The organism is Streptomyces sp. NPDC056987, assembly GCF_042673865.1.
Lineage (GTDB): Bacteria > Actinomycetota > Actinomycetes > Streptomycetales > Streptomycetaceae > Streptomyces.
Genome location: NZ_JBHURV010000014.1, coordinates 118,175 through 139,389 on the forward strand (window position 1 = coordinate 118,175; position 21,215 = coordinate 139,389).

Consider the following 21,215-nt stretch of genomic DNA (forward strand, 5'->3'; position numbering starts at 1 on the left):
TTGCGAAACGGGGGGACGAGGCGCTGGAAATTGCCGCGGCGGCCCATGTCCACACCCTTCAGGAACATGGTCCTGACCGGATCGCGGGGTTCTCCCCGATCCCGGCGATGTCGATGGCCTCGCGCGCGGTCGGCACGCGTTTCATGTCGCTGATCGGCGCGCCGATGCTGTCGTTCTACGACTGGTACGCGGACCTGCCGATCGCCTCGCCGCAGGTCTTCGGCGACCAGACGGACGTACCCGAGTCCCGGGACTGGTGGGACGCGGCCTATCTGATGCTGTGGGGTTCGAACGTGCCGGTGACCCGGACGCCGGACGCGCACTGGATGGCGGAGGCGCGTTGCCACGGGGCCAGCGGCAGGTGCCGTACTTCACCGACCACGTGAAGCAGTTCACCGACCTGCCGTTCCTCGTCGCTCTGGAGGAGAAGGAAGCCGGCACGTATACGCCCGGAGCCTTCGCGCGCGCCGAGGACCTGGACCTGGAGAGGGGCGCGGGGGCCCGGCCCGGCGCCGGATGCCGGTCCTCATGGATGCGGAGACCTGGGGCCCGCAGTGCCCAACGGGACGCTCGGCGACCGGTGGGACAAGGAGCGGGAGGGGCGGTGGAATCTCGATCTCGCCGGTCTGGAACCGGCGCTGACGCTCCACCGGCATCCCGAGGCCACTACAGCCGTGCTGCTGCTGCCCCGCTTCGACGAGGAAGGCGCGGTGCTGCGCCGCGAGGTTCCTGCCGTGCGGGTGGGCGGGCTCTGGTGACGACGGTCTTCGACCGCGCAGTACGGGGTGGGACGTGCACGGCCGGGCGGTGAACGGCCCGCCGCGTGATCGTGATGGGAGCGGGGACGAACCATTGGTTCCACTCCGACACGATCTACCGCTCGTTCCTCTCCCTGCTGTTGCCGACCGGCTGCCAGGGCGTCAACGGCGGCGGCCGGGCCCACTACGTGGGGCAGGAGAAGGAGCGCCCGTATGCGGGATGGCAACAGATGGCCACGGCCTCGGACTGGGCGCGCCCGTCGCGGCAGATGGCCGGCACACCGTACTGGTATCTCCACACCGATCAGTGGCGTTACGCGAAGTTCACCGCTGACGCCCTCGCCTCTCCGACCGCAGGGATCGGCCGCGAGACCGTCATGGGTTAAGGGGGAAACAGGCCCATGATCATGAACCTCCCAGCCGGAAAACTTTCCCCTGGCACCCAACACGCCCAGTTGAACCAGGTCATGAAGATCAACGAGAACGGCCTCTGCATAAGGGGGCAGGAGTTCATCCTCGCCGAGTCGGCCCGTTCGTACGAGCCTGACCGGGCGAGCGGAGCCCCAGGATGGTTCGCCGGGTTGACGGGTGAGGCAGTGGAGGTACTTTCGGGCGGGGCGGGGAGCCGCTGTGTAGGGTTTTTCGGATGACGCTCTCTCATGATGTGGCCGGAGACGGTTCTGCCCTGGTGCTCCTGCATTCCGGGGTGTGTGACCGGCAGATGTGGGATGCCCAGTGGCTGCCCTTGATCGATGCCGGCTACCGGCTGGTGCGCTGTGATTTTCGCGGATTCGGTGAGACTCCTGTGCCGGACCGACCCCACAACGACGCGGAGGATGTGCTGGCCCTCCTGAACAGTCTGGGCATGGCGCAAGCGGCACTGGTGGGGTCCTCATACGGCGGGCACGTCGCTTTGGAGTTCGCCGCGCGGTGGCCGGAACGCGTCAGCGCCCTTGCGCTGATCTGCTCAGCCCTCCCCGGGCATGAACCTTCTGCCGAACTGAACGCGCTCGGTAAGGACGAGGACGCGCTGATCGAAGCGGGCGACATCGTGGGCGCGACGGAACTGATGGTCGAAACCTGGCTCGGTCCGGAGGCCGACGAGACCGCCCGCGAAGCGGTACGCCGCATGCAACGGCACGCCTTCGAGCTGCAAATGGCCGCTGCTGAGGACTTCGAGCCGATAGAGGCTGAGATTGACCTGGCGGCGATCCAGGCTCCCTGCCTTGCCGTGTCGGGCGCGCATGACCTGGCGGACTTCCGGCAGATCGCTGCCCGGCTGCCGGATCTGCTCGCGAAAGCCGACCACGTCGAACTGCCTTGGGCAGGTCATCTGCCCAGCCTGGAGCGGCCATCGGCCGTTACCGATCTACTGATCGGATTTCTCAAGGACAGAGTCCCTGCCAGTTGATTCTGCTCGCAGGGTGTCCTGTTACGCGGCGTTGAGGGAGGGCGCGTACTCGTAGCTTCGGAATCGTCATCCGAACCCACCGAGAGACCACCCCGCACACGAAGGACGCCGCGTCGAACTCGTCGTCCCCGTACCGCAGGCCCAGGACTCTCGCCACCGCGACGGTCCGCAGGTTCATGCACACGGAGACTCATCCTCTCAACGCAGCGCGGCGGTTCCAGTTCACCGGCGGCCCTGGCCCCGTCCGTACGAGCAGTTTCGTCGGGGCGGGGGAGGTGTGTCCGGGTGCCGTGAAGGCGAAGAGGACGGCTGTGCATACTGCTGGGCATGACGTCCCCGCTCGCCGCCCGCATACATCTGTTGATCACTTTCGTTCTGGTGACGTGCGCGGCGGTCGGCGGAGCCTGCTTCGGTCTCCTCCTCGGCGGCCGGGCCGCGGCCTTGGTCACCGCGGGCGCAGCCGGCCTCGGTGCGGGGATCGGCTCGTTCCTCGCCCGCCGCCAGGTCCTGGGCTTCTTCCAGCCCGAGACCGCCCAGGCCGACGGGTACGCGGAAGGGATCGCCGACGCCGTGCTCGTGAGCATCGCGACGTACCAGGCCGCGGTCTTCCCGCTCACCCATGACGGGGTGAGCGAAGAGGAGCGGGACGCCCGCCGAGCCGTTGCCTACCGGGCTGCCGCGTACGACGGCCTGCCTCTGGCCGTACGGGTTTCGGCGGCCGAAGCCCTGGAAGCCGTCGACCAGGGCCGTGACGCCGACCGGGCCCACGCCGCGATGAAGGCACTGTCCCTTACCGTCTACGAGCACCGCGGCGGCCACTGAATCAGCACACCCGTGTGTTCACGTCCGGCAGCACCTCCTGGCACCATCGCGGTCAACATGGTCGGGACGGAGCATGTGCACTATGAGAACAGCATTTTCGACCTGATCCGGAGGCAGTCAGCGATCACTTGGCCCACCTGTGATGGTGGCGGTATCAGCCGGCGGTGAGTTCGCCCAGTGCGGCACCGAGGCGTGTCAGGGCGGGGGCGATCCAGGGCAGGCTCTGTGGTTTTTCCGCGGTCAGCGCCGTGTGGCGTTGTTGCGGGGTGGTGCCGTACAGGAGGCTGGTGGCGAGCCGGAGGGTCAGGGCGGTGTCGGGTTCGCCGAACGCGCTGCCGGGGAGGGTGGCGATGCCGTGCCGGTCGAGCAGGGCGGTGGCCAGGTCGGTGCCGCTGGTGATCCCCTGGACGCGCAGAACCTCACGCGCGGGGGCGAAGTCGGGGTAGAGGTAGAAGCCGGCCTGGGGAGGGCGGCACTGTGCTCCTGCCGTGAGCAGTCGGGTGTGCACCTCGGTGGCGATGCGGGCGTGCAGACGGCGGGCCGCGGCGATGTGCGCCGTGACCTCCGGCGGGTCGGTCAGGGCGTGGGCGGCCACGGCCTGCATGGGTGCGGCCAGGCTGGACCAGATCTCGCTGGCGACCCCGGTCAGTTCCTGCTGCAGGTGCTGTCCCCAGCGGCCCGCCGGGGTGCGGGCGAAGCCGATCCGCCACCCGCCCAGGGCCAGGGACTTGCTCAGCCCGGTGGTGACGACGGTGCGCTCGGCCAGGTGGTGCGCCGGGCTGCGGGCGGTGCCGCGGTGGCTCAGTTCGGCGTAGATCTCGTCGCTGATGACCGCGAGGCCGTGTCGGTCGGCGATCGCGCAGACCGCCTCGACCTGCTCGGCGGGGGCGACGGTGCCGGTCGGGTTGTCCGGGACGGTGAGGACCAGTACGCCCGGCCGGGCCCCGTTCGCAGCGGCTTGCCGCAGGGCCTGTTCCAGCAGCTCGGGGTCGGGAATGCCGCCGGCCTCGGCCGGGATGGGTACGGAGATGACGCGACGGCCGAGCAGGGCGGCCTGGGCCGCGTAGGAGACCCACGAGGGGCAGGGCAGCACCACGTCACCGCCGATCGCGGCCAGCAGGGCGAAGAGCAGAGGCTTGCTGCCCGGGGCGAAGAGGATCTGGCCCGGTTCGGTGGACAGCCCGCGTCCGGTGAACCAGCCCGCGGCGGCGGCCCGGGCCTGTGGTGAGCCGGCAACCGGGCCGTACCCGTTGCGCAGGTGGGCGTCGGCGAGTACCTCGGCCAGGCCCGGGGCGACCGGCAACCCGGCCTCCCCGAATCCCAGATGGAGCACGTCATGCCCGGCTTCAAGGCGGGCGTGAACGGCCTCGTCGATGGCGAGCGTGGCGGAGTGGGTCGTCATGGGGAACCGTCCTGTTCGGTACCGGGCTCCGGTGTCGTGGTGCGGCGGCGTTCTGCCGGGCACACGCCCAGCGTGCCCGAGGCGTAGCATCAGCAACAGCGCGCAAACGTGTGGGAGGCTTTAAGGAGAGCTGATGCTGGACCTGCGGCGGCTGGAAATTCTGCACCGCTTCGCTGCCCGGGGCACCATCACTGCCACGGCCGCCGACCTGGGGTATTCGCCGTCGGCGATCTCCCAGCAACTGGCCGCTCTGGAACGGGAGGCCGGTGTCGCGTTGATCGAGCGCACCGCCCGGCGTGCGAGCCTGACCGACGCGGGACGCGAACTGGCCGAGCACGCCGCACGCATCCTCGCTGCCGCGGAAACCGCTCACAGCCGCATGCGCGCCCGCATCGGCACCGTCAGCGGCCGGGTGACCGTCAGCTGTATCCACGCTTTGGCCCCCGCTCTCGCTCCCCACCTGGCCGCGCTGCAACGCGCGCACCCCGAGTTGAACGTCGTCGCTCACGAGACCGGCTCGACCACCGCCGCCGCAGCCGTTCTGGACCGCCGCTACGACCTCGCCGTCATCGACGACTGGTCCGCGCACCCACCGGTCGAGGGCACCGGTCTGTCCGTCCACCGTCTACGCCGCGAGGACATCGTCCTGGCCATCCCCGCGGACCACCCACCGGCCGAGCAGCCCGGCCCGGCCACCGCCGCACGGCTGCGGCAGATCGTCCACCACCAGACCTGGCTGTGCGCCCCCGTCGGGCAACTCTCCCGAGCCGCGGGCGACCGGTATCTGACCGGTATCAACGCCACACCCCCACGGCGCTGGGAATTCGAAGGACTCCACATCCTGGCCGCACTCGTCGCCACCGGTGCCGGCGTGGCCCTCCTGCCCGCCGGCCTCGCCCAGGAGCAAGCGGGCGTCACCGGGCTACAACTGGCTCCCCGCATGCAGCGCACCATCCTGGCGCTCACCCGTACCACCACCCAGGAAGACCCCGCCATCACCGCCTGCCTCCACGCCGCCCAGCAGGCCCTCGGCAGCCGGCACCGAGCGGGAACGAACTCGCGCGGCGCAGTATGAGGTTCTGAACGCCGCCGGTGCACGCGGCGCCGCCGGCAGCAGTTCCTCGCGGGGTACCGGCCCGGCCGGCCCCCGGTCACCGTTCCGCGGAAGCGGCCGACGGGGCAGCGGCGTGCGCTCGCAGGATTCCTTCGATGCCGTACAGGAAGGTCTCCGAGACCAGGTCAGGGTCGTCGAGGCAGCCGGCGGACATGGCACCGTCCCGGAGCATGACGAGGTGTCGGCCTTCCGTGTCGGCCGGTGCCGCGCCGGCCTGCGCCAGCAACTCCGTGACGGTGTCCAGGAACCACTGCCGGTGGGCCAGTACGGTGCGGTGGACCGGGTGGGCCGGGTCGGGGTATTCGGCCACCGCGTTGAGAAAGGCGCAGCCGCGGAATCCCGGGGACCGGATGCCCTCGACGATGGAGCGGCCGACTGCCCGGATCCGGTCGGCCGCCGGGCCGCCGCTCGCCAGGGCGGCCGTGACCTGGTCGCGGATGCCCTGGTCGGCCTGGCCGAGATAGGCGAGGACGAGGTCTTCCTTGCCCGAGAAGTGCCGGTACATGGTGGCCCGGGTGACCTGGGCCTCCGCGATGATCCGGTCGATGCCGACGGCGTGGATGCCCTCCGCGTAGAAGATTCGGGTCGCGGTGGCGAGCAGTCGCGCTCGCGCGGCGGACGTGCTGCCGCCTTCTGTGCTCCGACTCATGGTGGTCAGCCTATCAATCCGACGAGGGAGAACGTTCGGTCTTGACAGCGGGGGAGCCGGTCCTCTTATGTATGGGAAGACAGAACGTTCTACCTCGTCGATCGGGGGTGCTCGTGCGGCTCCCCGCCGCGTGAGCCCTGCCCGGGTACGGCGCCGATCACTGCGGCCGGCTCCGTGACACCGCGCCAGGCCGGCGCGGGGCACCCGCACGGTCGAGGAGGCGGACGCAAGCACCCGATGCCTGAGCCGGTTCACCTTCCTTCGCGCCCTCCGAAAGGCACTTCCATGGACACCCTTGTCGGCGCCACCCCCACCAGCACCTCCGCGGCCCTGCGCAGGCTGTACTTCCTGCGCTTCGCGTTCGCCACCGTGTGGGCGGCCCTGCTGTTCGCCACCGCCGCTACCCTCGGCCCGACGAGTGTGGCGCTGCTGGTGCTCTATCCCCTGTTCGACGTGGGGTGCGCGGTCGTCGACATCCGGTCGGCCCGGGCGGACGACGGCCCGGTCCGCGGCCTGTACGCGAACATCGCGCTCAGTGCCCTCGCCGGCGTCGGCCTGGCCGTCGCCGCCACCTCCGGTATTCCGGCCGTCCTGCGCGTCTGGGGGGCCTGGGCCGTCACGGCGGGCCTCGTTCAACTCGTCGTCGGCGCCGGCCGCCGCCGGCTGGGCGGCCAGTGGGCGATGATCGCCAGCGGCGCCATCTCCACCGTCGCCGGCGCCTCGTTCATCGTGCAGGCGGGCACGGGCGACGCCTCCCTGCGCAGCCTTGCCGGCTATGCCTTCCTCGGCGGGGTCTTCTTCCTCGTCTCAGCCCTTCGCCTGAAGCATGCAGGCAAGGGACTCCGGGCGCCCTCGGTGTGACGGAAGCCGGGCGGAGGGAGGCGGAGTGGAGTGGGCAGCCCCCGGCGGGGATGAGGCGACCGCGGAAGCCGCACTCAGCGGTTCTCGGAGTTCGCCGGTACCTGCGGCAAGACGTAACCGGCGATCGTCCGGCTCCGGGAGAAGGCGTGGGAGGAGTTCACCCCGTTCCTGCGGTTCCATACGGAGATCCACCGGATCGTCTGCACGGCCAACGCGATCGAGTCCGTCAACGGGAGGATCCGGCGGGCAGTCAAGGCACGCGGCCACTTTCCGAACGAGACCGCGGCCTTGAAGTATGTCCACATGGACATCAGGAGGCTGCCCAGCCTCGTGGCGGGCAGGGGGACGGTCCGCAGCCAGGTCCGCCCTGGCCGCGTCGCGCGCGTGTGAGTGCCGGTCAGGTGAGCGCGCGCACTACCAGCCGCACCGCCGCCATGACGCCTCGTCCGATCCACCCGAGCAGTCCTGTCTCCACCGCGAACTCGGCGGCGTCCACGGCCGTCTCGGCCCGGTCCGACCCGTGGCGGCACCGGGGGCAGGACCGAGGCCAACGACGCTTCCGCGCACCGCACTTCTTGCATATCGCCATGGCTTCATTCTCACCCTCTCGCCACACCACCCGGACCACGTGGGACACGCGACCACCCGGGCGGCGACCCCGGTGCGGGACGACGACGAGAGGTCGCGGTGAGTGGGCCGGGCGCAGCTTCTCCTCCGGTGTCCTGGGGGAGACCGGGCTCGGGCCGCCCACCGCTGAACCGGGTGTGTCCGCCCCTCGTACGGACCGGGTCGGCCTCGGTCTACGTCTGCCCGGTGGACTGCTCGGCGGCCTCGCCGGCGCCGACGCTGACCAGGCCTGTCTCGTAGGCGACGATGACGGCCTGGACCCGGTCACGGAGTCCGAGCTTGGCGAGGATGCGGGCGACGTGCGTCTTGACGGTCGCCTCGGCCAGGTGAAGCCGGGTGGCGAGTTCGGCGTTGCTCAGTCCTCGGGCCAGCAGGCCGAGGACCTCCAGTTCGCGTGGCGTGAGCGAGGCGAGGTCGCGGTGGCGGGCGGCGGTGTCGCCGCCGCGTTCGGTGAACCGCTCTACGAGGCGGCGGGTGATGGCGGGCGCGAGGAGTGCGTCGCCGGTACGGACCGCGCGGACGGCCGCGGTCAGTTGCTCAGGAGTGACGTCCTTGAGGAGGAAGCCGCTGGCGCCGGCGGACAGCGCCGCATAGACGTACCGGTCGAGGTCGAAGGTGGTCAGGATGACGACGCGGGGTTGGTCGGCGGGGGTTCCGGTGAGGATGCGGCGGGTGGCCTCCAGGCCGTCCATCTCGGGCATCCGGACATCCATCAGGACCACGTCGGGCCGGGTGCGGCGGACCGCCTCGACCGCCTCGGTCCCGTTGGTCGCCTCGGCGACGACGTCGATGCCGTCGGCGCCGAGGATCATCCGGAATCCGGTGCGGACCAGGGTCTGGTCGTCGGCGAGGAGCACCCGTAGCGGCTCGGTCACGGTGTCTCCAAGGGGATGAGGGCCTCCACACGGTAGCCGCCGGTCAGGCGTCGGCCGCTGTTCAGGGTTCCGTCGTGGACGGCGAGACGCTCGCGCAGACCGATCAGGCCCCGGCCGCTTCCAGGGGGCCCGCCCGGGTGTCCACCGGTGTCGGTGACTTCCACCCGGAGCCGTTCCGGAGCGTATTCGACGGTCACGGCGGCGGTGGCGCCGGACGCGTGCTTCACGGTGTTGGTCAGGGCTTCCTGGACCACGCGGTAGGCCGCGAGTTCGAGGCCGGGTGGGAGGGGACGGGGCGGGCCGGTCACGGTCAGGTCGACGGGCAGCCCGGTGTCCCGCACGCGTCCGACCAGCGTTTCCAGCTGTTCCAGGCCGGGTTGCGGGGCCGGCACCGCCGCCGTGTCGGCCAGGTCCGCACTTCCGTCCGTTCCCTCGCCCTCGTCGGCCATGGTGAGCAGTCCCATGACGTGGCGCAGCTCGGTCATGGCCGCCCGCCCGGCCGCCTCGACGGCGAGCAGCGCCTCGCCGGCCTCCTCGGGGGAGGTTTTCATGATCTTGCGGGCGGCGCCCGCTTGGATGATCATCACACTGACGTTGTGGGTGACGACGTCGTGCAGTTCGCGGGCGATCCTGGCCCGCTCGTGCTCGACCGCCCGGCGCAGCGCCTCGGCCTGTTCGCGTTCCAGTGCGGAGAGCCGGGTGCGGCCCTCGTCGGTCCGGAGTTTCCAGGTACGCAGGCCGACGGCGGCCACGGCCATCGGGACCAGGATCAGCAGGGCGATGTATTCGTTGGGCACGATCGGGGTGACCGAGTTCCCCGCGGTGCCGACCAGGACGACCGACACCGGCAGCGCCGCCAAGGTCGCCACCCGGTACGGGCTGTACACGGCGGCGCTGTAGACGGCGATCACGAACGCGTAGAAGGTCAGTCGCAGGACGCTCTGCGGTGTCGCCAGCGTCGCGGCCGTCACGACGCACAGCATGGCGAGCGGGTAGCGGCGGCGCAGCGCCAGGGCACTCGAAGCGATGACCGCGAGGGTCACCATGAAGGCCAGGCCGCCGGGGCCGGCCGGGCGCGGCATGACATGTTCCACGCCGGGTGCGATCTCACGTACCACGACGACATCGGCGTTGTCGACGCCGTAGTAGACGGTGGTGATTCCGAGCACCAGTGCCACCAGCGCGTCGAACTGCCAGGCGCGCCGGGTCGGCCGTAGCGGTGGACCGCTCGGAAGCCTGGCGTCGCGCACCGTCCGGCAGGCGGCTTCCCGCAGCCGCTCCAGCGTCGTACGTACATCCGTCACCGGTTCATTGTCGCCGCCGCGCGGCCCCGCGGAGTCCGTCCCGGTGGTCATTCCCGCCGCACCGGATACCTCACCCGACTACATCGCAGGGATGACGTTTCCGGGGCTCAGCCCAGCGCGGTATCGCAAGGGGTCCGGGCGGGCGACGCGGGCGGGCCGGGCCCGCTCCTAGCGTTCACGCAGCCAACCGCCCATATCCCAGGAGCCTTTCATGACCATGACCACGCCCGTGATCGAACTGTGCGAGGTGAGCCGCCGGTACGACGACGGCCCGCCCGCTCTGCACGAGGCGTCGCTGACCGTCCGGCCCGGCGAGGCCGTCGCGATCCTCGGCCCTTCCGGCAGCGGCAAGTCCACGCTGCTCAATCTGATCGCGGGCCTGGACCGGCCCGATACGGGGACCGTCACCGTGGACGGGGTGCGGGTGGACCAACTGGGCGAAGCCGGATCGGCGCTCTACCGGCGGTCGAGGATCGGCATGGTCTTCCAGTTCTTCAACCTGCTCGACGACCTGACCGTCAGCGACAACGTCGTCCTGCCCGCGCGCCTCGCGGGCGTGACACGTGGCGCGGCGGCACGGCGGGCGGCGGAACTCCTCGAACTGCTGGGCATCGACCGGCACGCCCACGCCTACCCGGGGCGACTGTCCGGCGGCGAGCGGCAACGCGTCGCGGTGGCCCGGGCGTTGATGAACCGGCCGGCGCTGCTCCTGGCCGACGAGCCGACCGGGGCCCTGGACACGGCCGCCGGACAGGACGTCAGCAGGCTGCTCACCGCTCTCAACGCCGAGGGCCAGACCCTCGTCGTGGTCACCCACGACCTGGCTCTGGCGCGGTCCTGCACGGACCGTACGGTCCGGATCGCCGACGGCCGGATCACCGAGGACGTCCGGTCGCGGGCGGTCACCCCGGAGGCCCTCCGATGAGCGCGCTCGGCACGGTGATGCTCTCGGGGGCGGGACGACGCCGGGTGCAGACGCTGGTGATCGGGCTCGCCACCATGATGGCGGTGGCCGCCTCCGTCCTCGGCGGATCGCTGCTCGTGGTGTCGGGCGCGCCCTTCGGCGACGCCTTCGCCGGGCAGCACGGCGCGCATCTGTCCGTGCAGTTCGACGCGGGCAGGGTGAGTGCCGGGCAGCTGTCGAGGTCCGGGGACGCGGCAGGGGTGAGCGCCGCGGCCGGGCCGTTCCGTACGGCGACGGTCACCCCCCGGTCGGACGCGGCGGGCCCCGGGTGGCCGGTGACCGTGGTGGGCCGGGGCGATCCCGGCCGGGACGTGGACGAGGTGGCACTGCTCGACGGACGGTGGCCCGCGCGCTCCGGCGAGATCGTGCTGTCCGCCGACTCCTCGCTCTTCCCTACCATGGGTATGAGGATCACCTTCTCCGACCTGCCCGGCGGTCCGGCACTGACGGTTGTCGGTGTGGCCCGCTCGGTCACGCGGACCGCTGACGCCTGGGTGGTTCCGTCCCAGATGCCGGCGCTCACCGCGCCCGGCAGCGGCGGCTACCAGATGCTCTACCGCTTCACCGACGCGGGCACCGCCGCGCAGATCACCGCGGGCGGCACGGCCGTACGGGAATCCCTGCCACCGGGCGCGGCCGTCGGCGAACAGTCATGGCTCACCGTCAAGAAGAGCGCCGAGCGCGACACCGCGCTGTACGTCCCGTTCCTCATCGCGTTCGGCGTCCTGGGCCTGGTCATGTCGGTGCTCATCGTCGGCAACGTCGTCGCGTCGGCCGTGGGTACGGGAACGCGGCGCATCGGCATCCTCAAAGCCGTCGGTTTCACCCCGGCCCAGGTCGTGCGGGCCCACGTGGGCCAGGCGTTGATCCCTGCCGCCGCCGGCACGGTCCTCGGTGTCCTCGCCGGCCACCTGCTCGCCGTCCCCGTACTGGCCGAGACCGAGGAGGTCTACGACACCGCGCCCCTGGCCATCGCCCCCTGGGTCGACCTGACGGTGATCGCCGGGGTGCTCGGCGTGGTGGCGGCGACCGCGTGGGCGAGTGCCTGGCGGGCCGGGCGGCTGCGTACGGTCGACGCGCTCGCCGTCGGGCGTACCGCCGCGGCGGGGCGCGGCCGACGGGCGGCCCGGCTGGCCGGACGGCTGCCGTTGCCGCAGCCGGTCGCCCTGGGCCTGGCCCGGCCCTTCGCGCGGCCCGCCCGCGCGCTGGCCATGGGCACGGCGATCCTGTTCGGCGCCATCGCCGTCACGCTCACCGTGGGGATGGGCGCCTCGCTCGGCCAGGTGGTGAAGGCCAGGGCCCACAACGCCGCCGATGTCGTCGTGCCCGCGCCCCCGCCGGACTTCGGGCGCCCCGGCCCCGAGAAGCATCCCAGGGCCGATCCCGCCGCGGTCGCCGCGGCCGTCGAGGCCACCGCCGGAACCGGAAAGCACTACAGCGCCGCGAGGGTACGGGCGAGCGTGTTCGGCCTGACCGGCACCGTCGACGTGGTCGCCTTCACCGGTGACGCCTCCTGGGGCGGCTACACGATGGTCTCGGGCCGCTGGATCGACAGGTCCGGCGAGGCCGTGGTCCCCACCCCCTTCCTTGCCGCAACCGGCACCCGCATCGGCGACACCGTCACCCTGACCGGCCTGGCCGGGCCGGTCCCGGTCCGGATCGTCGGAGAGGTCCTCGACCCGCGCTACGACGGCATGCAGGTCTTCACCGACGCCGCGAACCTCACGGCCGCCCATCCCGATCCGACGGAGACGAGCCATCACATCGCGGTCGCGTCGGGCACCGACGTGACCGGGTACGTCGACACCCTGAACCGGAGTCTTGCGCCACTGGGCGCCACCGCCCGGGCCGGCGGGCTCGACGCCGGCAGCGGCGTGGTCGCCACGCTCAACGCGCTGTCCGCGATCCTCACACTCGTGCTCGTCGCCGTCGCCGCGCTCGGCGTGCTCAACGGCGTGCTGCTCGACACCCGCGAGCGCGTCCGGGAGATCGGTGTCCACAAGGCGCTCGGCATGACCCCCCGGCAGACCGTCGTGATGGTCCTCACCTCGGTACTCATGACCGGACTGGCCGCGGGCGCCCTGGGCGTGCCGCTCGGTGTGGCCCTGCACGGCTGGGTCATTCCCGCGATGGGCGAGAGTGTGGGGCTCCGCTTCCCCGGTTCCGTCATCGACGTCTACCACGGAGCCGAACTCTTCCCGCTCGTACTCGGCGGCCTGCTCATCGCCACCCTGGGCGCGCTCCTGCCCGCCGGCTGGGCAGCGAGGGCCCGAACCGCCACGGCCCTGCGCACCGAATAGGAGGCCACGCCCCCGGCTCGTGTCACCGGTGCCCGACGCGAGGGGCGGCGGGGGCGGTGGGCCGGTTCCCTCCGACCGGCGCGGGGCGCGGGAGTTCCGGATCTCCCGGCTCCGCGACGGGGCGCCGGCTCCCGCTCAGGACGGGGACCGGCCCGGCACCGGAGCCCGGGCGACCGGCGTTCCGGGCGTGCCACCGGGCGCCGCGCCGAGCAGCACCGGAACGACAGCCGCCGGATCCGGCGGCCGCGCTTCCAGTCGGTCACCGACCTGCTTCGATGAGCCCTTTGATCAGGACGGATGAGGAAACCACGACGGGAGTGCTAAGCGGTCACGAAGGTGGTCACGCTTCGAGCGGGAAGCCGGCCTGTGAAGGAACCGTTGGACATGCTGATCCTGCCCTGAGGGGCGAGGTTGCTGGTTGCGTCCGTCAGCCAGGACGACACGCCGGACGAGCTGTTGTTCCGCAGGGTGAACGGCTGACTCAGCGGTGACGTGCCCTTGTTGATGGCGACGATGACGATCTGGGAGCCGCCGCCCTTGAACACCGAGGTGTAGACGTTCGACTGCGGATTCGAGGTCGCCTCGATCCGTACATGTCCGGGGCGGACGAACTTCGAGAAGTGGGCCATGTTGGCGCCACGTTTGCTGATGCGACCGTCCTCCCGCATGGGGCCGTAGCCTCGGCGGATGTACCACCACACGTATGCCTGGAACTCGGCGTCCACCAGGGCGCGGTGAATGTGTTCTCCCACGTCGAGCGCCTGGGGCCAGAGGTCGGCCGAGTCGCTGCTGTTGGGATGGTAGACCTCGGTCATCCAGAGTTCCTTGCCTCCACCTTGTTGCTTGAAGAGGGGGTAGGGGAAGTTCTGGTACTGCGTGCCGTAGAGGTGGGCCCCGAGGATGTCCAGGTTGGCGAGTGCTTGGGGGTTGTTGAGGATCGGGTCCGAGAAGCTCTTCACGTACTGGAAGGACTCCGGGGCGATCACTCTGGTGCTGATCGAGCCTGCGTTCTCGCGCAGGAAGCGGATCATCTCGGCAGGAGTCCACCATGTCCAGTCGTGCGCATAGTCGGGCTCGTTCTGCACCGAGATGGCATAAAGGTTCACGCCGTTGTTCCTCATGAACCCGACGAAGTCGTTCAGGTGCTGCGCGTAGGCGCCGTACATGTCGTACCGGAGCCGCCTCGCGTCGGTCTGACTGCCGCGGACGAAGGTCTCGACCAGCTGGGCAGGGGGATTCCACGGCGACGCGATGACGGTCGCACCGAGCTCGGCGGCCCGCCGCGCCGTCGCCACCTCGCGGCTCCAGTTCGCCCGGTCCTCGTGGACGGGAATCCTCAGCACGGAGAAGCCCAACTGCCCCTCGCCGTTGCCGAATGCCGTGTCCCTCTGGGCCGGCGTCAGGTCGCTGATCCAGACCGTGTGGTTCATTCCGCCGAAGCCGCGAATCGTCTGCCGCACGGCCGCCGGGTCGACGACCACATCGGCGGCCGCCGCGGAAGGCACCCCGGAGGCCGCCGCGGCCGACGTCGCGGTCACAAGAGCCGGCAGGGCTCCCAACGTGGCCAGAACAGACCGCCGACTCGGAGACCCCGGCCCACGGGGCGTGGATTCATCTCGGCGTAACGTCATTCCTCCTCCTTCTGAACGTCGTCGTTGATCTGCGTGCCCCGGCAATGACACGAGGAAAGGGAAATGTCGAGTGGGAGCGCTCCCATGGTTGGGTATGCGAAAAGATCCCTCTTCATCGCTGGCTCCTGAGCAAATGATTCCGGGGAGTTCTGCCGGTGGTCATGGCGGTGAGAGGAACGTAGGAGTAGCCCTTTGCGCCGTCAAGCCCCCGCGTGGCCCTTGTCGCCTGACAGCACACGCTCGGCTTTCGGGCGGGGAGGCCGTCGCAGATCACGCGAACCGCCGGTCCGGGCTCGGTCCGGCGGTCGGGAATCGGTGAGCGCGCGGTGGCGCCCGCTCACCGTGCCGGTCCGACCTGGTCGGCCAGGTCGATTCCCCAGGCCTCTCGCACGAGATCGCGACCGCTCTCGGTTACGTTCAGGCCCCGCCCGGAGCGGTGCCGTACCACCCACCCGGCCTCAAGGAACCGTCTGCCGACTGCGGCACCCAGGGACCCGGCCAAGTGCGCCCGTCGTTCCGTCCAGTCCAGGCACGCCCGGGTGGTGGCGCGGCGGGCCTGGATCGCGCCATCAACGTCCACCCCGACCCCACGCAACCCGTCGGCGCCGGCGTCGGTGAGGGGGAGCGACTCACGGTCGGCGAGCCATCCCTGGCGTGTCCAGGCATCCGTCAGCGCGATGCCGAGCCGCCCGGCGATGTGGTCGTAGCAGAACCGCGCTGCGGCCAAGTGCCGCATCTGACGACTCCGTCGATACCCCGAGACGGGCGTCGGCACGGAAAGGACGCCGAGCGCTTCCAGGGCCGCGGCGACCTGCGGGTCGGCGAGCGAGTAGAAGCGGTACCGCCCGCGCACCTCGCGCGTCACCAGGCCGGCATCGACGAGCACCGCCAGATGCTCGGACGCGGTCGAGGCGCTCACCCCGGCCCCCTGGGCCAGCTCACCGGCCGGCCGTCCGGTGCCGTCCATGAGCAGGTTGAGGAATGCCGAGCGCGCGGGTGCGGAAAGCGCTTTGCCCACGGTAGTGAAGTCCCGGTCTCTACTCATGGAAGGGACGATACGACGACGACGCTTCGGCGAATGCCGAAGTTTCCCGGACCTACGGTTCGATCATGAGCACACACGCCTACCACGCCAGCCTGCACTGGGACGGCTCCACCGCCGCCGGGGTCCGCGCCTACTCGCGCGACCACACCGTCGTCGCCGCGCCCGCCACCACGCAGGTCGACCTGAGCGCGGACGCCGCCTTCCGCGGCAACCCTGACCGAATCAACCCCGAACAACTCGTGGTCATGGCCGCCTCGTCCTGCCAGATGCTGTCCTTCCTCGGCGCCGCCGCCCGCGCCGGAGTGGATGTCCTTGCCTACGACGACGAGGCCACCAGCCACCTCGACCTCACGGCCAAGCCGACTCGCTTGGCCACGATCCGCCTGCGCGTGACCGTCAAGATTGCCACCGGGACCGACGAGACCAAGGTCCAAGAGCTCGCCGTGCGGGCCCACCACGAGTGCTACGTAGCCAACAGCCTGTCAGTTCCCGTCGAGGTCACCACCACCGTGGTGACCTCGTGAGCGCCCGCCCGCAAGACCTTGAGGTCCACTTGCCGAACGGGCCCGGCGCGCTGGCCGACCTCGGCCAGGCGCTCGGCAGCTCCGGGGTGAGCCTGGCAGGCGGTGGCGTGTTCACCCACGACGGGCAGGCCGTCGCGCACTACCTTGTCGACGACGGCCCGCTGCCCTGGCCGCTGTCACCGCCGCGGGGCTCGGCCACGCCGTCGTGCGCGACATCGCCATGACCCAGCTGGATCAGGAGACACCCGGACAACTCGGCGTGCTTGCCCGCATGCTCGGCGGCGCCGGTGCCGATGTCCTGGTCCAGTACACCTAGGCCGAAGGTCGGGGTGTTCGGCGGTGCTCGGAAGAACGAGCATGGAGATGTGACGCCTCCTCCCTTTGACATTGATGTCTTCCTCAGCCAGCCGCTCACCGCGCACATCGCTACCGAGGGACCGAGCGTGCGGCCTGTGTGGTTTCTGTGGGAGGAGGGCGCCTTCTGGGTTCTGACCGGGCCGTGGACCAAGCTGTTTCATCGGGTGAGCACGGATCCGCAGATCGGTCTTGTGGTGGACGTATGTGACATCGCTACGGGGCTTGTCCGCCAGGTCATTGCCCGTGGCCGCGCCGAACTCGTTCCCTTCGACGTCCCGCGTGGTCGCCGCAAGTTGGTCCGTTATCTGGGCACGGATGAGTCCCGCTGGGATTCACGCTTCGTCCGCTACCTGCATGACGATCCTGATCAGCGCGGCACGGTGTGGCTGCGGCTGACCCCCTCGTCCCTGACAGCCCACGATCTGAGCTATGCGGCCGCTCGCTGAGCATCGTTCACGGTTCGGATGAGGATGGTGCGGGTCCTGTTCCGGTGCCACTCGTGGTGTGGGCCCCGACTGTCTGCTCCCGGCCGTACGATCACGGCGCGTGCCGTCGGGCTGCCCGTCGTGACCGTACCCGGGCACCGGGAAGACAGCGGGTTGCCGCTCGGATTGCAACTCGTCGGCCACCCGGAGCGTCCGGAGGCACTGTTCGCACTCTGCCACGCGATCGAAGTGGCCGCGCGCACGGCAGGAGGAATCGTATGAAGGCTCCTGCCGGTCCCACGGGGGCACTTCGTGGCGGGTGCGGTCGGCGGGGGAGCGGGGATGACACCGTACTGTCCCCACGCAGCGTAAGGGGATCAGCCGGGCGGGTGGATCCGGATGCGGTTCTCCCCCTCAGCCGCGGGCACGTGTGCGATGAGCGCCTCTTGCAGGTCCCTGGGCCGCTCGACCGCGAGGTGCCCGCAGGCGATGGTCTTGAGTACGGTGTCCGGAATGCCCTCGGCCAGTTCTTGAGCATGCTCAAGGGGGGTGGCCGCGTCGATGGTGCCGCCGACGACGAGGGTGGGGGCGCTGATGACCGGGAGCTGGGGGCGCAGGTCGTAGCCGGCGAGTGCGTCACAGCACGCCGCGTACCCCACCGGATCGGTGTCGGCCAGGTTGCCGAGCAGCCTGCGGCCGAAGGGGGTGTCGGCGAAGCCGGCCGAGCCGAACCAGCGGCTCGGGCTGGTCTCCAACAGCGCGGCGGTCCCCTTGTCCCGTACCATCTCGGCCCTCTGGTACCAGGGCTCCGCGGCGCCGAAGTGCGCGGAGGAGCAGACCAGGGCCAGGGAGGCGACCCGGCCCGGATGACTGATCGCCAGCTGGGCTCCGAGGGCTCCGCCCAGGGAGATGCCCGCGTAGTGGAACCGGTCCCAGCCGTGTTGGTCGGCGAGGGCCAGGACCAACGACGCGAGATCCCCGATCGTCGTGCGTCCGGGCTCAGGGGCGGGCAGGATGTCGGACGTGGAACCGCCATGCCCGGGCAGGTCGAAGCGGAGCACCCGGAAGCGGCGTACCAGGAAAGACATCTGAGGTTCCCAGACCGCTCCGGAGGTACCGAGGGACGGGCCGAGGATCAGGGGCGGCGCGTCCACCGGTCCGACGACACGGTGATGCAACAGTGGGGAAGTGGGCACAACGGCTCCTGAAGCGTCTACTGGCGTTCGAGAACGAGGGCGAGGCCCTGACCGACGCCGATGCAGAGGGTGGCGACGCCGGTTCCGCCGCCCGTGTGGGCGAGCTGGTGGGCGACCGTGCCGGCGAGGCGGGCACCGGAGGCGCCCAGTGGGTGGCCGAGGGCGATGGCCCCGCCCCGCGGGTTGAGGATCCGCGGGTCGAACTCGGGCCACTCGGCGACACAGCCGAGCACCTGGGCGGCGAAGGCCTCGTTCAGCTCCAGGACCGACAGGTCGCCGAATCCCTTGCCGGCCTTGGCGAGGGCCCGGTTGACCGCCTCCACGGGGGCGAGCCCGAAGTACTGCGGGTCAAGGGCGGAGACACCGGTGGCGGAGATCCGGGCGAGGGGTTCACGGCCGGTCGCCTTCAGCCCCTTCTCGTCGGTCAGCAGCAAGGCGGCGGCTCCGTCGCTGAGCGGGGACGCGTTGCCCGCGGTGACGGTGCCGGTCTCCCCGCGGAACGACGGCTTGAGTCGTGACATCGCCTCCGGAGACGCGTCGGGCCGTACGGATTCGTCAGAGCAGAAGACCTTCGGGCCGCCCCGGCGCTGTGGGATGCTCACCGGCACGAGCTCGGCGTCGAACAGGCCGGCCTGCTGGGCACGTGCGGCCTTCTGGTGGCTGTGCAGGGCGAACTCGTCCTGCCGCTCCCGGCTGATCCTGTGCTTCTCGGCGATCAGCTCGGCCGACTCACCCAGCGGGACGGTCCACCGCGGCTCCATCCTCGGGTTGACCATGCGCCAGCCCAGCGTGGTGGAGTACAGCTCGGCGTGCCCGGCCGGGAACGGCTTGTCGGACTTGGGCAGGACGTACGGCGCCCGGGTCATCGACTCGACACCACCGGCCACGGTGATGGAGGCGTCGCCGACCGCGATGGCGCGGGCCGCCTGGATGACGGCCTCCAGCCCGGAGGCGCACAGCCGGTTGACGGTCACACCCGGCACACCGGTGGGCAGGCCGGCCAGCAGCGCGGCCATGCGGCCGACGTTGCGGTTCTCCTCGCCGGCGCCGTTGGCGTTGCCGACGTACACGTCCTCGATCCGGGACGGGTCCAGGTCGGGCGTACGGCCGACGAGTTCACGGATGGCGTGCGCGGCCAGGTCGTCCGGGCGGACCGACGCGAGGGCCCCGTTGTAGCGGCCGATCGGGGTGCGGACCGCGTCGACGAGGTAGACGGTGTTCACAGCAGCCCCTCCGCGACGGTGAGTTCGGCGTCGGTCGTGGCGATGATCTCGTCGACGCTCACGCCGGGCGCGGTCTCGGTCAGTGCCAGACCGTCGCGTGTCACGTCCAGCACGCCCAGATCAGTGATGACCCGGTTCACACACGCCTTGCCAGTGAGCGGCAGCGCGCACTCGGTGAGGATCTTCGGGGAGCCGTCCTTGGCGGTGTGGGTCATCACGACGATGACCGTGCGGGCGCCGTGGACCAGGTCCATCGCCCCGCCGATGCCGGTGATCAGCTTGCCGGGGATGGCCCAGTTGGCCAGGTCACCGGTCTGCGACACCTGCATCGCGCCGAGCACGGCGACGTCGATATGACCGCCCCGGATCATGGCGAAGGACAGCGCCGAGTCGAAGAAGGAGGCCCCCGCCAGGACCGTGACGGTCTCCTTGCCGGCGTTGATCAGGTCCGGGTCGACCTGGTCCTCGTTCGGGTAGGGGCCCGTGCCCAGGATGCCGTTCTCCGACTCCAGGATCACCTCCACGCCGTCCGGCAGGTAGTTCGGGATCAGCGTCGGAAGGCCGATGCCGAGATTGACGTACTGCCCGTCCTGAAGCTCGCGTGCGGCCCGCGCGGCCATCTCTTCCCGCGTCCACGCCACGACTAGCTCACCCTCCGCCGGGTCCCGGGCGCGGAAACCGTGCGCCGTTCGATCTGCTTGTCCGCGGCTTGTTCGGGGGTGAGCGCCACGACCCGCTGCACGAAGATCCCCGGCAGATGCACCGCGTCCGGACCGATCTCGCCGGGCTCGACGAGTTCCTCCACCTCGGCGATCGTCACCCGGCCGGCCATCGCGGCCGGCGGGTTGAAGTTCCGGGAGGATCTGTTGAACACCAGATTTCCGTGCCGGTCGCCTTTCATGGCCCGCACCAGCGCGAAGTCCGTGCGGATCCCGCGCTCCAGCACGTACTCGGTGCCGTCGAACTCCCGCACCTCCTTCGGCGGGGATGCCAGCGCGACCCCACCGGAGCCGTCGTAGCGCCAGGGCAGCCCGCCCTCGGCGACCTGGGTACCCACCCCGGCCGGCGTGTAGAACGCGGGGATGCCCGCCCCGCCGGCTCGCAGCCGCTCGGCCAGTGTGCCCTGCGGGATCAACTCGACCTCCAGTTCGCCGGCCAGATACTGCCGGGCGAACTCCTTGTTCGCGCCTATGTAGGAGCCGGTCACCCGCGCGATCCGTCCGGCCGACAGCAGCACGGCCAGCCCCGACTCCATCGCCCCGCAGTTGTTCGAGACGACCGACAGACCGGACACACCGCGCTCGAAGAGAGCCTGGATCAGCGCGGTCGGCACACCGCTCAACCCGAAACCACCCACCGCGAGCGACGCGCCGTCACCCGCGTCGGCCACCGCCTCCAGCGCCGTGGGGACCACCTTGTCCATCACGCCACACTTTCCGTTGCAGCGGCCAGATCGGACGGGTGCTGGGCCAGCGGCGTGATGTCGATCGTCAGGTACGGGAACAGTGGAAGATTCCACAGGATGCGATGAAGTGCTTCATTGTCGGCAACGTCGAAAACACTGACGTTGGCGTACTGCCCGGCACACCGCCAGATGTGCACCCATTCCCCCGACTTCTGCAATTCCCGGCAGTACCTCTTCTCCCGCGCCACCAGGTCGGCGCGGACCCCGGGGTCGAGGTCAGGCGGTATCTCCACGTCCATGCGTACGAAGAACAGCACCGCGC

23 protein-coding genes and 1 pseudogene are annotated in these 21,215 nt (G+C 70.6%); 12 read left to right on the forward strand and 12 right to left on the reverse strand.

The window, feature by feature from the left end; translation table 11 throughout:
• Positions 1 to 14: 14 nt before the first annotated feature.
• The 4 genes and pseudogenes from ACFTZC_RS18555 to ACFTZC_RS18570 form a co-directional block, all read left to right on the forward strand.
• Positions 15 to 1,111, forward strand: a pseudogene (locus ACFTZC_RS18555) (molybdopterin-dependent oxidoreductase); the annotation flags it as partial.
• A gap of 48 nt (positions 1,112 to 1,159) precedes the next feature.
• Positions 1,160 to 1,408, forward strand: coding sequence for a hypothetical protein (locus ACFTZC_RS18560; protein ID WP_382890925.1), 249 nt, complete (start codon positions 1,160 to 1,162; stop codon positions 1,406 to 1,408).
• Entirely contained in the window at positions 1,405 to 2,169 is a 765-nt protein-coding gene (locus ACFTZC_RS18565; protein WP_382890927.1) for an alpha/beta fold hydrolase, read from the forward strand. The genes ACFTZC_RS18560 and ACFTZC_RS18565 overlap by 4 nt, the downstream gene beginning before the upstream one ends.
• A gap of 327 nt (positions 2,170 to 2,496) precedes the next feature.
• The gene (locus tag ACFTZC_RS18570; protein ID WP_382890929.1) at positions 2,497 to 2,991 is read left to right on the forward strand and encodes a hypothetical protein; all 495 of its coding nucleotides are present in this window, start codon (positions 2,497 to 2,499) and stop codon (positions 2,989 to 2,991) included.
• Between the two features lie 154 nt (positions 2,992 to 3,145).
• On the opposite strand, the gene ACFTZC_RS18575 is transcribed toward ACFTZC_RS18570, so the two are convergent.
• On the reverse strand, positions 3,146 to 4,393 hold the full coding sequence (locus ACFTZC_RS18575; protein WP_382890931.1) for a pyridoxal phosphate-dependent aminotransferase: 1,248 nt from the start codon (positions 4,391 to 4,393) through the stop codon (positions 3,146 to 3,148).
• A gap of 133 nt (positions 4,394 to 4,526) precedes the next feature.
• On the opposite strand from ACFTZC_RS18575, the gene ACFTZC_RS18580 reads away from it, so the two are divergent.
• Complete coding sequence (locus ACFTZC_RS18580) at positions 4,527 to 5,468, forward strand: LysR family transcriptional regulator (RefSeq protein WP_382890933.1); 942 nt, start codon at positions 4,527 to 4,529, stop codon at positions 5,466 to 5,468.
• Between the two features lie 76 nt (positions 5,469 to 5,544).
• On the opposite strand, the gene ACFTZC_RS18585 is transcribed toward ACFTZC_RS18580, so the two are convergent.
• A complete protein-coding gene (locus ACFTZC_RS18585) occupies positions 5,545 to 6,156 on the reverse strand; it encodes a TetR/AcrR family transcriptional regulator (RefSeq protein WP_382890935.1) in 612 nt (203 codons plus the stop codon).
• A gap of 285 nt (positions 6,157 to 6,441) precedes the next feature.
• On the opposite strand from ACFTZC_RS18585, the gene ACFTZC_RS18590 reads away from it, so the two are divergent.
• Positions 6,442 to 7,017 (forward strand): hypothetical protein, encoded by a 576-nt coding sequence (locus tag ACFTZC_RS18590; protein ID WP_382890937.1) that lies wholly within the window; start codon positions 6,442 to 6,444, stop codon positions 7,015 to 7,017.
• 168 nt (positions 7,018 to 7,185) lie between these two features.
• Positions 7,186 to 7,407, forward strand: coding sequence for a transposase (locus ACFTZC_RS18595; protein WP_382891062.1), 222 nt, complete (start codon positions 7,186 to 7,188; stop codon positions 7,405 to 7,407).
• Positions 7,408 to 7,414: 7 nt separating this feature from the next.
• Here the strand turns inward: ACFTZC_RS18595 and ACFTZC_RS18600 are convergent, their stop codons facing one another.
• From ACFTZC_RS18600 to ACFTZC_RS18610, 3 genes are all read right to left on the reverse strand, one after another.
• The gene (locus ACFTZC_RS18600) at positions 7,415 to 7,606 is read right to left on the reverse strand and encodes a hypothetical protein (protein ID WP_382890939.1); all 192 of its coding nucleotides are present in this window, start codon (positions 7,604 to 7,606) and stop codon (positions 7,415 to 7,417) included.
• Between the two features lie 211 nt (positions 7,607 to 7,817).
• The gene (locus ACFTZC_RS18605) at positions 7,818 to 8,519 is read right to left on the reverse strand and encodes a response regulator (protein WP_382890941.1); all 702 of its coding nucleotides are present in this window, start codon (positions 8,517 to 8,519) and stop codon (positions 7,818 to 7,820) included.
• A complete protein-coding gene (locus ACFTZC_RS18610; RefSeq protein ID WP_382890943.1) occupies positions 8,516 to 9,874 on the reverse strand; it encodes a sensor histidine kinase in 1,359 nt (452 codons plus the stop codon). The genes ACFTZC_RS18605 and ACFTZC_RS18610 overlap by 4 nt, the downstream gene beginning before the upstream one ends.
• A 166-nt stretch (positions 9,875 to 10,040) precedes the next feature.
• Between ACFTZC_RS18610 and ACFTZC_RS18615 the strand changes: the two genes are divergently transcribed.
• Positions 10,041 to 10,748: an ABC transporter ATP-binding protein gene (locus tag ACFTZC_RS18615; protein WP_382891065.1), complete on the forward strand. Its 708-nt coding sequence runs from the start codon at positions 10,041 to 10,043 to the stop codon at positions 10,746 to 10,748.
• Positions 10,745 to 13,087, forward strand: a complete 2,343-nt coding sequence (locus ACFTZC_RS18620; RefSeq protein WP_382890945.1) for an ABC transporter permease — start codon at positions 10,745 to 10,747, stop codon at positions 13,085 to 13,087. Before ACFTZC_RS18615 ends, ACFTZC_RS18620 begins: the two co-directional genes overlap by 4 nt.
• Positions 13,088 to 13,407: 320 nt before the next feature.
• Here ACFTZC_RS18620 and ACFTZC_RS18625 read toward each other — a convergent pair whose 3' ends face one another.
• Positions 13,408 to 14,568, reverse strand: a complete 1,161-nt coding sequence (locus tag ACFTZC_RS18625; RefSeq protein WP_382890947.1) for a glycoside hydrolase family 30 beta sandwich domain-containing protein — start codon at positions 14,566 to 14,568, stop codon at positions 13,408 to 13,410.
• 487 nt (positions 14,569 to 15,055) lie between these two features.
• A complete protein-coding gene (locus ACFTZC_RS18630; RefSeq protein ID WP_382890949.1) occupies positions 15,056 to 15,763 on the reverse strand; it encodes an ArsR/SmtB family transcription factor in 708 nt (235 codons plus the stop codon).
• Between the two features lie 65 nt (positions 15,764 to 15,828).
• On the opposite strand from ACFTZC_RS18630, the gene ACFTZC_RS18635 reads away from it, so the two are divergent.
• The 3 genes from ACFTZC_RS18635 (at position 15,829) to ACFTZC_RS18645 (ending at position 17,090) form a co-directional block, all read left to right on the forward strand.
• Positions 15,829 to 16,287 (forward strand): OsmC family protein, encoded by a 459-nt coding sequence (locus tag ACFTZC_RS18635; RefSeq protein ID WP_382890951.1) that lies wholly within the window; start codon positions 15,829 to 15,831, stop codon positions 16,285 to 16,287.
• Positions 16,284 to 16,511 (forward strand): hypothetical protein, encoded by a 228-nt coding sequence (locus ACFTZC_RS18640; protein WP_382890953.1) that lies wholly within the window; start codon positions 16,284 to 16,286, stop codon positions 16,509 to 16,511. The genes ACFTZC_RS18635 and ACFTZC_RS18640 overlap by 4 nt, the downstream gene beginning before the upstream one ends.
• Before the next feature lie 141 nt (positions 16,512 to 16,652).
• The gene (locus ACFTZC_RS18645; RefSeq protein ID WP_382890955.1) at positions 16,653 to 17,090 is read left to right on the forward strand and encodes a pyridoxamine 5'-phosphate oxidase family protein; all 438 of its coding nucleotides are present in this window, start codon (positions 16,653 to 16,655) and stop codon (positions 17,088 to 17,090) included.
• Positions 17,091 to 17,446: 356 nt separating this feature from the next.
• Here ACFTZC_RS18645 and ACFTZC_RS18650 read toward each other — a convergent pair whose 3' ends face one another.
• From ACFTZC_RS18650 to ACFTZC_RS18670, 5 genes are read right to left on the reverse strand one after another with little or no spacing between them, the layout of a single operon-like run.
• Positions 17,447 to 18,265 carry an alpha/beta fold hydrolase gene (locus ACFTZC_RS18650; RefSeq protein ID WP_382890957.1) on the reverse strand — a complete coding sequence of 273 codons (819 nt, stop codon included), beginning with the start codon at positions 18,263 to 18,265 and terminating at the stop codon, positions 17,447 to 17,449.
• 17 nt (positions 18,266 to 18,282) lie between these two features.
• Positions 18,283 to 19,488, reverse strand: coding sequence for a thiolase family protein (locus ACFTZC_RS18655; protein ID WP_382890959.1), 1,206 nt, complete (start codon positions 19,486 to 19,488; stop codon positions 18,283 to 18,285).
• The gene (locus ACFTZC_RS18660) at positions 19,485 to 20,129 is read right to left on the reverse strand and encodes a CoA transferase subunit B (protein WP_382890961.1); all 645 of its coding nucleotides are present in this window, start codon (positions 20,127 to 20,129) and stop codon (positions 19,485 to 19,487) included. The genes ACFTZC_RS18655 and ACFTZC_RS18660 overlap by 4 nt, the downstream gene beginning before the upstream one ends.
• A gap of 2 nt (positions 20,130 to 20,131) precedes the next feature.
• The gene (locus tag ACFTZC_RS18665; RefSeq protein WP_382891067.1) at positions 20,132 to 20,911 is read right to left on the reverse strand and encodes a CoA transferase subunit A; all 780 of its coding nucleotides are present in this window, start codon (positions 20,909 to 20,911) and stop codon (positions 20,132 to 20,134) included.
• Positions 20,911 to 21,210: a muconolactone Delta-isomerase gene (locus ACFTZC_RS18670; protein WP_382890963.1), complete on the reverse strand. Its 300-nt coding sequence runs from the start codon at positions 21,208 to 21,210 to the stop codon at positions 20,911 to 20,913. Before ACFTZC_RS18670 ends, ACFTZC_RS18665 begins: the two co-directional genes overlap by 1 nt.
• Positions 21,211 to 21,215 lie beyond the last annotated feature (5 nt).